Genomic DNA, 13,457 nt, shown 5'->3' with positions numbered 1-13,457 from the left:
AAACAATTAAATTAGTTAGTATAACCTGGATTTTGTTGATCTTTTATACCTGTATTAGCACTAAGTTCACCAACAGGAATAGGCATAGTAAATCTATAGTCTGTATTAGGAATACTACAAGCATTGAAAATACTACAATCTTCTGGAGCTCTATCAATAGTTACTCCTGCTCTAACTCCCAAACGTTTAAGATCTAAGTAGCGATGCCCTTCAAAACACAATTCTATTCTTCTTTGCTTCAAGATTTCAGCAAAAGCAGCTTGAGCACTAGTAGGAACTGGAATAACTGGAGCAGTACCAGCTACAAATCTTGCGTTAGTAACCGCTTGCAATTGCGCAGCAACACCAGCAAAATTTCCTGCATCAGCAAGCGCTTCAGCTTTTAAGAAATACATTTCTGGAGTTCTAAAGATCTTAACATCATTCAACTGAACAATACCACCAGAACCTGGGTACTTACCAATAACTAATCTATTAGTAGCTGGATCAGAACTAGGACTTAAAAAAGCACGTCTTCTAATATCATTTGTATTATTCAATAAATTGTATAAACTAGTGCTCATTTCATAAAAAGGAGATCCATTCACAGTACTGTTTACAGATGCCCAAATAGCATTTATCAATCTATTCCCTGGAACACGCTCAAGCTTAAATATAACCTCATTTTGAGTAGCAGTAGGTATTGCAACATCAGTCCAAATATTTAAATACAAAGAGGTATTTTGATCGGCAACAGTAGCTGATCTTGGTGTCAAAGGGTAAGAAGCTATTAATTGATCTGCTAAAGCAGTAACTTCAGCATATTTACCTCTGTAAGCAGCCATTCTAGCTCTAAAAGCTTTTACAAAATCCGTTGAAACGAACGTACGTGACGTATTAGCATTTGAAGTAGCAGATAAAGAAGAAGCAAAATTTAAATCCTCGTTGATTAATGCAAAAACTTCACCATTTGTATTTCTTGGTAACTGATCTGTAACAAGTGGAACAAAATCCAATTTAATTACACCAAGAGCATTATCATCAGCCATATTTGTTGTGAAATGACTCAACAATACAAAGTGTCCCCATGCTCGCAATATGTGTGCCTGAGCTAATATATCATCATATGCAGCTTTTGTAGCTGCTGTTGGTGTAATAAGAGCAGCTCCTGCAATAACTCTATTTGCTCTATTTATTAAAGCATAATTAGAAGACCATATTACTGCTGCATCACCAGAGGCTGCATTTAGATTAAAAACATACTCTCCTCCGTTTAAACCTTGTCCACCATTAGCAAAACCAATAGCAACTTCATCTGTAAAAACTGTACTAAAAGATATTGCATTCTCACCTGCAACAGCAGCATAAACACCATTTAAACCAAATTGTAAATCCTCTACGGTTTGAAAAGTAACATCTGGACCTAATTCACCAGGCTGAATAATATCAATCGCATCTTCACAAGAAGAGAAAAATGAAATTATCAATGCGAATAAAATAAAATTAATTTTTTTCATATCTTTTTTATATTAAAATTCTAATTGTAATCCTACAGAAACTATTTTTGGAGTAGGGTATTGGTATTGATCGGCAGTTCGTGGGCTTTCCGCATCCCAACCTCTCCATTTAGAGAATGTAACTAAATTTTCACCTTGAATAAATGCCTTAACTGTTTTGAAAGGTGTTTTTTCTAATAATTTTTTAGGAACATCATATCCAAAAGATGCGAATCTTAATCTTACATAAGAAGCATCTATTAAATATCGGTCTGAATTATTTTGGGCAGCATAATTAGCTGCTCTCAAAGACGGAATGTCTGTTACTCTATTATCAGGAGTCCAAGCATTTAATAAATCAGCCGAAACATTAAATACACCTACGTTATTAGTTGGATTCTGTAATCCTTGTAAATCAAAATCAATTCTATACACTTCAGCAGCATACGAAAAATTAGTAGTTAAGAAAAAACCTTTGTAAGTTGAGTCAAAACCAAATCCTCCCTGATACAACGGAACACGTGACTTGCCAGTAAGTACTCTATCAACAGTAGGATTAGGGTTTTCTGTAATTTCACCAGCTGCATTTAAGAAAAGTAAATTACCATTAGCAGGATTAACTCCTTGATATTTTGTAAGAAAAAACTCATCTATAATTTGTCCTTCTTGAATTACTGTTGTACCATTATCAATTAATCCTGTAGTACCTGCTATGTCAAGGATTGTATTTTTATTGTAAGAACCATTAAAATTTAATGTCAAATTAAAACCAGTATTACTTTTAATCAAATCATAATTCAATGTAGCTTCAACTCCTTCATTCTTTAGTGAACCAAAATTAGAGTTCACGGAACCTGTCGCATTAATAGCTGATAAAGGTACCGGAATAAATAAATCAGTTGTTCTTTTTTGATATACATCAAATGAACCACTCAATCTACTGTTAAAAACTTCAAAGTCAACACCAATATTTGCTTGAGCAGTTTTTTCCCAACGTAAATCTGGAACAGCTAACTGTGATAGTACAAAAGATTGAGTACCATTGTACCCAACAGCAGTAGTATATAACTCCCTAGTGTTGTTTAATGCCAAATAAGTTCCATTCAAAACGTCTTGATTTCCAGACGTTCCGTAAGACCCTCTTAGTTTAAGTGCATTAATTACCGAACCCTGCATGAAAGCTTCTTTATCAATATTCCAACGACCGCTAAATGAGTAGAAAGTACCCCATCTGTTATCTCCTGCGAATCTTGAAGAAGCATCTCTACGAACAGTAGCTCCAAAACCATATTTACTATCATAATCATAATCAGCAGTACCAAAATAAGAGAACAAACCTGTTTCTTGTTTAAAAGCACCTACTGTAGGTACAAATCTATCGTTAGTAGGACCATCTAAAATATAACCAGTACCAGCTCCTGGAGAAGTAGTTTTAGGATTTAAACCTCTTTGTCTAAAATTAAAACCATTTCTGTGAGATTTTATGTACTCTAGATACGCCCCAGCATTTATAGTGTGCTTTTCATTAAAAGTACGATTATAATTCAAACGTGTGTTTGAGGTGATAGCCACGTCTCTTTCAAATAACTGGTCTTCAAATTCAGGTGCAGTTGCAGCACCAGCAAAAAGTAGTGAATTAAAAGCCGTAGGACTTTGCCATGTATACAAATTTTGTTGAGTATAATCTAAAGCTATGGATGTACCAAGACTTAAATCTTTGGTAATTTTATATCCACCTTCAAGGTTAATCAAACCTTTTAACTCATCAATTCTATTTTCAAAAGTTTTTAGCTTATCAACAAGAAATAATGGAGTTAATAATAAAGTTCCACCTTGTGTTTGGTAATCTAATAAAAGCTGTTGGCTAGTACTATAATCATCTGGTGATATATAAGGAGCACTATTATTAGCACCAAGAACATAATTCTGATTTACACCTCCTGTACCAATAGCGTTAGCTTCGTTTCTTCTAGAAAAGTTGATAGATGTAGTAGTTGAATATGTTAATTTATCATTATTTGATTTACCACTTACATTACTTCTAAAACTAAATCTTTTCAAATCAGATCCTTTCAAGATACCTTGTTGATCAAAATATCCAAGAGAAGTAAACGAGCTCATATTTTTTCCACCAGCAGACAAGCTCAAAACTTGATTTTGAGTAACACCAGTTCTAAAAAAGTAGTCATTCCAGTCTGTATTTACTGCTGCTGCAATTTGAGCATCTGTCATTGGACCACCATTAGGACCATTCGTAAAACCTCTACCTCTACCAAATGCTCTTTCAGTTGTAAGCAATTCTTGAGAGTTCATCAAGTTATATTTTGTTTTCTGCAAAGTTGAAAAACCTGTAGTAGAGGAATACTTAACGTTCAATGCCGAATCAAAACTACCTTTTTTAGTTTTAACAATAATTACACCATTAGCACCTCTATTACCGTAGATAGAAGTTGCACCAGCATCTTTAAGAACCGAAACTGATTCGATATCGTCTGGATTGATACTTCTAAAGTTATCAGAGTTCAAAGGAATTCCATCAATAACGAATAATGGCTCAACTTTACCATTGATAGAACCTGTACCTCTGATAATAATTTGGCTATTCCCCCCTGGCTGCCCTGTTCCTGATGTAATATTCAAACCAGAAACTTGCGCCTGTAAGGTTTGAATAAAAGAAGCGTTAGGTCGCCCCTCAATAGTTTTAGAACTAACAGTTACTGAGGCAACGTTAGACTTTGCTTTTGTTTTTGTTACATTGTAACCTTCAACAATAACATTTTCTAATACAGTAGTATCATCTTCAAGCTGAACGTTAATTCTATTTTGAGCACCTACCACAACAGTAACAGGTTTTGACCCAACAATAGAAATTACTAATCTTTCTCCAACGGAAGCTTTAATAGAAAATGCACCATTAAAATCGGTTTGTACTCCACGACTTGTACCTTGTACAACAACATTTACCCCTGGCATAGTCATTTGATCGGATTTGGAAGTAACAACACCCGAAACAGTTTTCTCTTGCGCAAAGGAAAACTGAATAAAAAACGCTAAACATAACGTAAGAATCCAAGTAAACTTTGATTTCATAAATATTTTTTTTGAGTTAGTTAAAAAACAAAACTATTAATTAATTATTAATTAACAAACATTTAATAGTTAATATTGAAAAATTTTAAAATTATGATACATTTTCATCAAAAACATAAGTTTTAACTTGTTTATTGCTTATTCTGATTTTTTTAAATAAAAAAAATATTAAAAGAAAAATTTTAACAATATTTAGTTTAATTTTTTAATATTTTCCAAATAGATTGCTTTTTTCCTTGCATAATTTTAAAAATATAAAGCCCTTTTTTAAGAGAATTCACTTGTATTGAATTAACAAAACCGGCATTTGAATAATCTATTCTTTTAGAAAGTTGTCTAATTCCTAAAATATCATAAACCTCTAAATACATTTCATCAGAAAGATCTGATAGAACCGATATATTAACAAAATCATTCATTGGATTAGGCCATACATTTAATGCTTTAAAATCAGATTCATTAGTTGCTAAGTTACTCTCATCTATACCCGAAACTATTAACGAAAAATCCTGGCTATTACCTACTAGATTTCCCTTATGACTAACTGTTATGGTATAGAAATCATTAACAGGATTATTAATTTCAATTTTCTCAATATTATCAACAGTATTATCCGCTCTAATAGCTGGCTGACTTTTGATATCATTTAGACGCCATGGAAAAAAAACTTCTGTATTTTTTGTAATTCTTATATCCAAATCATTAATCAAGACCGGAGTTGTTAAATCAACAGTACTTGTATTAGTCAACCCGGCACGATCAGTCCAAGAAATAGTAGCTACCAATGGCTCTGTACCCTTTGCCTTTATTGTTTTAGTAAAAGAAGTCCCTTGCATCAAAGGTGTTGTTCTTGAATCAAATTCCTGAATCAAAACTTTATTGTTTGCTTGATATGCATTAGAAATCAATAACGCTGCTTTTTCAGCGTTTATCAAACCCCAACCAAATCTTGGATCTGGCCCATCAGCATCTCCTGCTTCATCTGCACTATGAATCATCAAACCTCTCAATGTAGCAGATCGCATGAACCCACTAGTAATATTTCTAAAATGCTCTTGAAGCAACAATAAGGTACCAGTCACACCGGGGGCAGCCATTGAAGTCCCTGAAATCGTTCCATAGCCTTTATTACTTGCTGCATTAGTTGTTGAAAATACATTGACTCCTTTTGTAGAAATATCTGGTTTTATACGATTATCATCTGTTGGACCCCAACTACTAAAATTAGACATAACAACACTACTTGAATTAACATACCCATTAACCCCCAAACCTTCTACAGCAGCAACAACAATAGCATTTTTTGCAGTACTAAAATCCGTCAATAAATCATATCCATCTTTTGCAGCATTAATATTAGGAACTTTATTCCTATCATTCCCAGCTGCAATAACAGGCTGATAATACGGCGCATCAAAAGCTATTTGATCTAAATCCCTTGAATCATTCCTGTAAGCACCAAAAATGTATTCTGGAAAACTTGCACTAGTTGCTAGAAGTCCATAAGAATGATTAGACAGCAACAAACCATTATTTGTAGCTAATTCCGTCATCTCTTCCAAATCCCGAGTCCAATTACTAACATAAGCAAACGCCTCATACGCAATACCTCGGCCTAGCCCATCGGTTGAGTTTGCACCAGAACTAATCATCGTTCCGGTAACATGACTTGAATGAAAAGAAGTTGGACTCGTATTATTATCAAAAACAAAAGCTCTACCTCCAAAATCCTCATGTGTGATAGTTGCATTGTCTTGATCCCATACCCCAACAAACAATCCATTACCAGTTAAACTCAAGCCTAATCCACCATTAGTGCGTAATTTATTTACCCTAGAGGTAAATGCTGACCCTTCATTTCTAGTTACACGATACAATGGAAATCCCTCATCAGTAACCTCTTTTATTTCTGCAAAATTTCCATCAGCACTAGTAAATTTAATTGGCCAACCATTTTGTTTTGCAACTGTTACCGCTTTTTCATATTTTTTTATTCGACTCTTACCTAATTCTATTTTCAATTTCTTAAGGTTTGAAACATTAGTTTGATTTAAAATAACATTTTTTTCCTTGTCATTTTGTGAATAGGAAAAAATAGAAAAAAACAGCACAAACAACATTAATATTCTAAAAGTATTTTTTTTCATGATTTGAATTTAAATGGATTTTCTTGTGTGCTAATTTAAAATAAAAAATAACTTCTTTATGTTAAAAAAAAATACTAGATACTGTCATTAATTTAATAAACTTCTTATTTAGAAACCATTTAATTAAGGAAACGAAAGAAAACAACTTCTATAGGTTTCAAATTACAATATTAAAATATCAATTATTTTTTATTTTTTTATTCTATAATAAAAAACAGCTACAAGAATAAATTCTTATAGCTGTTTATAATAATAATAATAACTCAGGATACTTTTTAATAAGGCTAACAAATGATATAAATGCTTACCCTATTAATATTAATAATGAATTATTAACATATTTAGTAACCTGGATTTTGCTGATCTCTCAATGTTGGATTAGAATCCAATTCCAATTGCGGTATAGGCCACAAAAACTTAAAGTTGTCATAAGGAATTGCATTAACACCTAAAGCGCCTGTGTAAGGAGTGCCTAATGCGTATGCAGTTAAAGCCGTTGAAGCACTAGCAAAACCTCCATTTGCAGCTTTTGCAGGAACACCAGCTATTGGAAAATTAGCATCATTTTGCAATCTATGAATATCAGCCCAACGACGACCTTCCATAAGAAACTCTATTCTTCTTTCTTTCAAAATAGCACCTAATAATTGAATATTTGACGAAAAAGTAGTTGCTGTAAATGCCTGAGTTGCTGGATCAGCTAAAGATCTATTTCTAACAGAGTTTAATCTTGCCAAACCATTAACAACATCATTATTTCTAGCATAAGCCTCAGCCATATTCAATGCTACTTCAGCATATCTGATAATAGGTGCAGCATCTGTTTTATTCACACCATCTTTATATTTTTTAGTGAATTTAGAATTTGGATAATAACTTCCAATACCAGTTATAACCATAGTCCCCTCAGTTCTTCTTTTATCATCAATCAACCAACTCGGATCTCTCCAAATAATTGGGCTAATAGCAACTAATCCACGACCATTAGAGGCTGCTGGAATTGGTGGGTGATACATATTCGCTAGAGCACCGTTAGCACCTGGATTATTAGTAGCTCCATTTGCAATAGAGAAAATAGATTCTGTATTAGAACTATTACTCGCAAAAGGAGTGTCTGGATTTGCAGTCATAGAATACAAACCGTTTAACTTTAATCCTTCAGTAATTACATTATTCCAATCACGCATGTGCAAATAAACTCTCGTTTTGTATGCTATTGCTGCTTCTTTAGTAATTCTTTCAATTTTAGCAGCACCAACTCGTGCATTTTTTGAAAAAAGTAGTGTTTCTGCATCACTTAAATCTTTAAGAATTTTAGTGTAACACTCAGCCACAGTGTTTCTACCTTGAGCTAAACCAAGTGCAATATTTGCAGGAGTATTATAAGGAATCTCTCTGTAAGGAACCCCTAAACTAGCGCCGTTATTATCTTGAAAAGGTCTTGCATAAAAAATCAACAATTCATTATGCGCAATCGCTCTGAAAAATTTTGCTTGACCTATATAATCATTTGCAATTTCTCGAGTAATAATTCCACTTGCAGCTGCTTTTTCAACACCTTCAATTACAATATTGGTTCTATTAATTAACCGATAAGCATCTGCCCAATAGTACACATTATTTGCTGTTGTAGGATCATAAGTACCTGTATAAGTTAATTGGTAAAATGCAGCTAAATTAACAACATCCTCGCCTCTATTGTCACCTTGTTGAATGTAAGCCGCTCCAAATACATATCCTCTCGCTCCAGCACCATTAAAGTTACCCAATTGAGCACCATTATACATCCCTGTAACCGAAAGATCAATTAAAGCTGGAGTTTCAAAAGCAACATTTTCTGAGATACTATTGAAAGGATCTAATTCGATCGTATTTTCTTCACTACAAGAGACTAACAAGAGTGAAACCACCATTAATGGAACTGCTATTTTAGCACTCCATAAGGATAAAAATTTATTTTTATTTTTCATTTTTTTCATTTTTAAATTAGAAACCTACATTCAGACCAATAGTGAATACTCGAGATCTTGGAGTACCATTTAAATCAATACCTGTAATTTCCATCTCTGGATCTAAACCTTTATAGTCTGTAATAATTAATAAGTTTTGACCTTGTACAAAAAGTCTAAATTTATCAACTCCAATTTTTTCTAAAACTGGTTTTGGCAAATTATAACCTAAAGTTACATTATCTAATTTGATATAATCACCATCTTCAACAAAACGAGTAGATGCTTGATTTAAATTGATAAAAGTTTCTCTATCATCTCTCAATCTTGGAGTCCATCCATCACCAGGATTAGCAGCACTTTGCCATCTTCCTAATATTTCAGTTCCATTGTTATTGAAGTTCATTGTTAATGCATCACGTCTAGTTGAATTGTGAATTTTATTACCACCACTAAAACGGAACATGAAACCTAAATCAAAATCTTTATATCTCATGTTAGAATTGAACGCTCCAAAATAAGTAGGAAGTACACTTCCTAAAATACTTTTATCAGATGTACTCAAAGAAGAAGCTACCGAAATATCTGAAGGATTGTTTGGATCAAAAACTCTATATGCTTGAGTATCGATATTTCCCTGAACTAATGAACCATCAGCTTTATAATAAACTGGATTACCATTAGCAGGATTTACTCCCCAATATTTAAAACCATACAAAGCATAAGGTGACTCACCTTCTCTTAATATATTGTTTCCAGTATTAAAATTATCTGCATCAACATAATTAATATCTTGACCATTCACTAAAGTATTTACTTTACTTTTTACTAAAGATAAATTAGCTGACAATGTCCATTCAAAATTTTCACTTCTAAAAGGAGAAGCTTCAACTGATATTTCATGTCCAGAGTTTTTCAAAGAACCAATATTTTGTGATATTGAGTTTCCAGGAACTCCTAAAGACAAAGGCTGAGGCACAGCTAAAATCAAACCGTCTTGGTTATTGATAAAATAATCATAAGTAAATTTCAAACGATTATTTAAAAAAGCTAAATCTACACCATAGTCCAACTTCTCCGAAGTCTCCCATTTTAATTGATTATTACCCGCCTGAGAATAGGCAATACCATTATATTCAGCATATTTTGAATTATTATACAAGCCTAAATAAGGATAATTACCAATATCAGTATTACCAACTTCTGCATAAGAAGCTCTTAACTTAAATTCAGAAACAACATTTTCTAAAGGTGTCATAAAAGATTCTTTGCTTACGCTCCATCCTGCAGAAACTCCTGGGAAAGTTCCCCACTTATTAGCAGAGGGCAATGACGAAAGACCATCCTTACGTAAAGATCCTTGAAGGAAATATTTTTCTTTATAATTATATGTCAATCTACCTGCATATGAAATAATTCCGTTTTCAGATATTGATCCTCCAGATACTTGTGTTGCGTATGATCCTGATATCAAACCTTGATTAAAGAAAGTATCAGATAAACCATTACCTCCACCAAAGAAAGAATTTACTTTTTGTTTTTGTGCTTCGTAAATTGCAGTAGCTCCGATATTATGAACATCTCCAAAAGTCTTATTGTATGACAAAATATTTTGAACATTCCAACGTGTTAAATTTGTAAAATTATTTCTAACTAATCCAGCTACTCCAGCACCATCTCCATTAATTGGATTTAAATACTGAAACCCTTCTGTGCCAATAGCATCAACACTTCCTTGAGTTTTAAAATTCAAACTAGGTAAAATTTTAAAATCTGCAAACAGACTAACTAAAGATCTATCAATTTTTGATCTGTAAATATTATTATCCAATACATAAACAATATTTGGTAAATTGTTACCTATTACAGATAAGTTTTCTCCTTGACCTACACTTGCTCCTGCTATATTGTAACCCGTTGGGTTCGTAGCGTCATATACAGGTGTATTTGGCAATTGACGCATTGCATTAAACATTAAACCTGATAATGAGTTAGCTCCTGTATTCAAACCATTATTCTGCGTTCTTGACAAAGCAGCATTCACACCAATATTTAACCAACTTTTAACTTTTTGATCGACATTAGCTCTTACATTATATCTAGTTTGGTTATTTGCTTTTGCAATACCTTCTTGTTCATTGTATCCAACAGAAAAATAGTAATTTGTCTTGTCAGTAGAACCAGAAAGAGATAAATTATGATCTGTTTGAAAAGCATTAGAACGAAGTACCGCTTTTTGCCAATCTGTATTAAATGCTGTTCCTGCAGCCCATGGTGAAGCAGCTCTATTTGATCTTTTTTCATTCTGGATTGTAATAAAATCCTTAGTACCTAACAAATCTAAAAAATCAATTGGCGTAGCAACTCCAGTGTACGTATTATAGTTCACTCTAAACTTACCACCTTTCCCTTTTTTGGTTGTAATTAAAATAACACCATTAGAAGCTCTTGATCCATAAATAGCCGTTGCCGAACCATCTTTTAAAATCTCTGTAGACTCAATATCTGCTGGGTTAATATCTCCTAAAGCATTAGTATTTGCATATCCCCCAACATCTCCAGTGAAAATTGGCACACCATCTACCACTACCAAAGGATAACTTCCAGAAGAAATTGAACCAATTCCTCTAATTCTAATTCTAGGCGCTTGCCCCAAAACACCTGAATTAGATGTAACCTGAACTCCAGCAGCTCTACCTGCCAATTGAGATTCAAAACTAGGAGTAGCTAAACTAGCTATTGCCTCTCCTTTAATTTGCGAAATAGAACCTGTAAGATTCTTTTTCTTTTGAGTCCCATAACCTACAACCACAACTTCTTCTAGTGTATTGTCAGCTTGCTCCATTTTAATGTTAACTGTAGAAGAAGTACCAACATTTACTGTCACATCTTTCATACCAACAAATGAGAACACTAATACCTCTCCTGAATTAGCTTTAATGGAATACTTTCCATCGAAATCAGTTTGCGCACTTCTATTTGTACCTTTAACAACAACATTTGCTCCTGGAATAGGTCCAGTAGCATCTGCAACCACACCAGTAACAGTTTTTTCTTGTGCAAAAGCAAATTGCATTGACAATGCCAATAGCAACGAAAAAATCCATTTGAATTTTGATCTCATATTAAATTTATTTTGAATTAGTTATTTCACAAAAATCATAATAAATTCTTAAAATACCAACTATTTACAAAAATTAACATATTTTATTTTTATTATAATTTTAAAACTAAAAGAGCACATAATATCGATATTTTATGCTTATATACTGTTTTTTTGCGAATAATTAAGCATAAAACTATATTTTTGCTAAAATCATTTTTTATGCTATATTCATTTTTCTTAACACCAAATTTAGAAACTGGAACTGACGAAGCAGGCCGGGGTTGCCTTGCAGGACCTGTTACTGCTGCAGCGGTAATATTACCCGCTGATTTTCAAAACCATACATTAAATGACAGCAAACAATTGTCGGAAAAAGCCAGAGAAAAAATGAGACCTATTATAGAGGAGCAATGTGTTTCATTTGCAGTAACACATCTTGAACCTTTGATAATTGACGAAATAAACATTTTGAATGCCTCCATAAAAGCAATGCAGGAAAGTATTTTAAAACTGGACCCAAGACCTGAATCCATCATTGTAGACGGAAATAGTCCATTGATTCCAAAAGGAGGAATTAAAAATCGCGGAGGAAAGATTTTTACCGATGCTGAAATTGAGTTCCTAAATTCAATCCCAAATACCAGTATTATTAGAGGAGATTCAAAATACTTGAGTATTGCGGCCGCTTCCATATTAGCAAAAACATATCGGGATGAATATATGAATCGTATTCATGAGGAATTCCCAATGTACAATTGGAAACAAAATAAAGGATATCCTACCAAAGAACATCGAGAAGCAATACGAATCTACGGAGTAACAAAATACCACCGAATGACATTTCGTTTATTACCGGAACAGTATACTTTTGATTTTTGATTGCAGATTAATGATTTTTGATTGCAGATTTCTCAAAAGTCGCTTCAAAAAGAATGGAGAAATGTTTCAGGATTTTTTCTTTGACTTCTTCTTCATTGACTTTTTCTACGCCAAGTTCTACGTTTAATGAAGTTACCGCTTTACCGCGAATACCACACGGAATGATATTATCAAAATAACCCAAATCAGCATTTACATTTAGTGCAAATCCATGCATGGTTACCCAACGGGAAGCGCGAACACCCATAGCACAAATTTTTCTTGCAAATGGAGTTCCTGCACCTAACCAAACTCCCGTTTCACCTTCGCTTCTACCACAAACAATTCCATATTCTTGCAGCGTAAGAATAATAGCTTCTTCCAGAAAACGCAAGTATTTATGGATATCAGTAAAGAAATTTTCTAAGTCTATAATTGGATATCCTACTATTTGCCCAGGCCCGTGATAGGTAATATCGCCACCACGATTGATTTTATAAAAAGTTGCTCCTTTGGCTTCCAATTGTTTTTCAGATAAAAGCAAATTACTTAAATCACCACTTTTCCCCAAAGTATAAACGTGTGGATGTTCCACAAAAAGAAAATAATTAGGCGTCTCTAATTCGAGTTCTTCTCTGCGATTTCGAATTTTCAGATCAACGATTCCTTTGAACAATTCTTCCTGGTATTCCCAAGTTGCTTTATAATCTTTAGTTCCTAAATCTTGAAGTTGGATGGTTTTATTCATTTTTCATTGCGAGGAACGAAGCAATCCTATTTCGTCCACTTATTTTTGAATTGCAAAGGTACAAAGTTTTTAAGAGAAGTTACA

The 13,457-nt window shown here is 33.3% G+C and carries 7 protein-coding genes; 1 reads left to right on the top strand and 6 read right to left on the bottom strand.

Features of this window, described 5'->3' with window-relative positions; translation table 11 throughout:
- Positions 1-11: 11 nt before the first annotated feature.
- The 5 genes from V5J73_RS03020 to V5J73_RS03000 all read right to left on the bottom strand — a co-directional run bounded on the left by V5J73_RS03020 (position 12) and on the right by V5J73_RS03000 (position 11,785).
- A complete protein-coding gene (locus V5J73_RS03020) occupies positions 12-1,496 on the bottom strand; it encodes a RagB/SusD family nutrient uptake outer membrane protein (protein WP_338647530.1) in 1,485 nt (494 codons plus the stop codon).
- A 12-nt stretch (positions 1,497-1,508) separates the two neighbouring features.
- Complete coding sequence (locus V5J73_RS03015) at positions 1,509-4,565, bottom strand: SusC/RagA family TonB-linked outer membrane protein (RefSeq protein ID WP_338647528.1); 3,057 nt, start codon at positions 4,563-4,565, stop codon at positions 1,509-1,511.
- 197 nt (positions 4,566-4,762) lie between these two features.
- Entirely contained in the window at positions 4,763-6,712 is a 1,950-nt protein-coding gene (locus V5J73_RS03010) for a S8 family serine peptidase (RefSeq protein ID WP_338647526.1), read from the bottom strand.
- Between the two features lie 341 nt (positions 6,713-7,053).
- The gene (locus V5J73_RS03005; RefSeq protein WP_338647524.1) at positions 7,054-8,682 is read right to left on the bottom strand and encodes a RagB/SusD family nutrient uptake outer membrane protein; all 1,629 of its coding nucleotides are present in this window, start codon (positions 8,680-8,682) and stop codon (positions 7,054-7,056) included.
- A 16-nt stretch (positions 8,683-8,698) separates the two neighbouring features.
- Entirely contained in the window at positions 8,699-11,785 is a 3,087-nt protein-coding gene (locus V5J73_RS03000) for a SusC/RagA family TonB-linked outer membrane protein (RefSeq protein ID WP_338647522.1), read from the bottom strand.
- 201 nt (positions 11,786-11,986) lie between these two features.
- On the opposite strand from V5J73_RS03000, the gene V5J73_RS02995 reads away from it, so the two are divergent.
- Entirely contained in the window at positions 11,987-12,646 is a 660-nt protein-coding gene (locus V5J73_RS02995) for a ribonuclease HII (RefSeq protein WP_338647520.1), read from the top strand.
- A gap of 7 nt (positions 12,647-12,653) precedes the next feature.
- Here the strand turns inward: V5J73_RS02995 and lipB are convergent, their stop codons facing one another.
- Positions 12,654-13,373, bottom strand: a complete 720-nt coding sequence (lipB, locus tag V5J73_RS02990) for a lipoyl(octanoyl) transferase LipB (RefSeq protein ID WP_338647518.1) — start codon at positions 13,371-13,373, stop codon at positions 12,654-12,656.
- Between the last annotated feature and the right edge of the window lie 84 nt (positions 13,374-13,457).

The sequence above is a fragment of the Flavobacterium sp. KS-LB2 genome (genome assembly GCF_036895565.1).
Taxonomy (GTDB): domain Bacteria; phylum Bacteroidota; class Bacteroidia; order Flavobacteriales; family Flavobacteriaceae; genus Flavobacterium.
The sequence above is the reverse complement of the archived record's forward strand: the minus strand, read 5'-3'. Positions and strand labels throughout refer to the sequence as shown.

Excerpts from the sequence above, each read along its gene's own strand:
- V5J73_RS03010 (WP_338647526.1), bottom strand. The coding sequence starts at position 6,712 with ATGAAAAAAAATACTTTTAGAATATTAATGTTGTTTGTGCTGTTTTTT.
- V5J73_RS03005 (WP_338647524.1), bottom strand. The coding sequence starts at position 8,682 with ATGAAAAATAAAAATAAATTTTTATCCTTATGGAGTGCTAAAATAGCA.
- V5J73_RS03020 (WP_338647530.1), bottom strand. The coding sequence starts at position 1,496 with ATGAAAAAAATTAATTTTATTTTATTCGCATTGATAATTTCATTTTTC.
- V5J73_RS03000 (WP_338647522.1), bottom strand. The coding sequence starts at position 11,785 with ATGAGATCAAAATTCAAATGGATTTTTTCGTTGCTATTGGCATTGTCA.
- V5J73_RS02995 (WP_338647520.1), top strand. The coding sequence starts at position 11,987 with ATGCTATATTCATTTTTCTTAACACCAAATTTAGAAACTGGAACTGAC.
- lipB (WP_338647518.1), bottom strand. The coding sequence starts at position 13,373 with ATGAATAAAACCATCCAACTTCAAGATTTAGGAACTAAAGATTATAAA.
- V5J73_RS03015 (WP_338647528.1), bottom strand. The coding sequence starts at position 4,565 with ATGAAATCAAAGTTTACTTGGATTCTTACGTTATGTTTAGCGTTTTTT.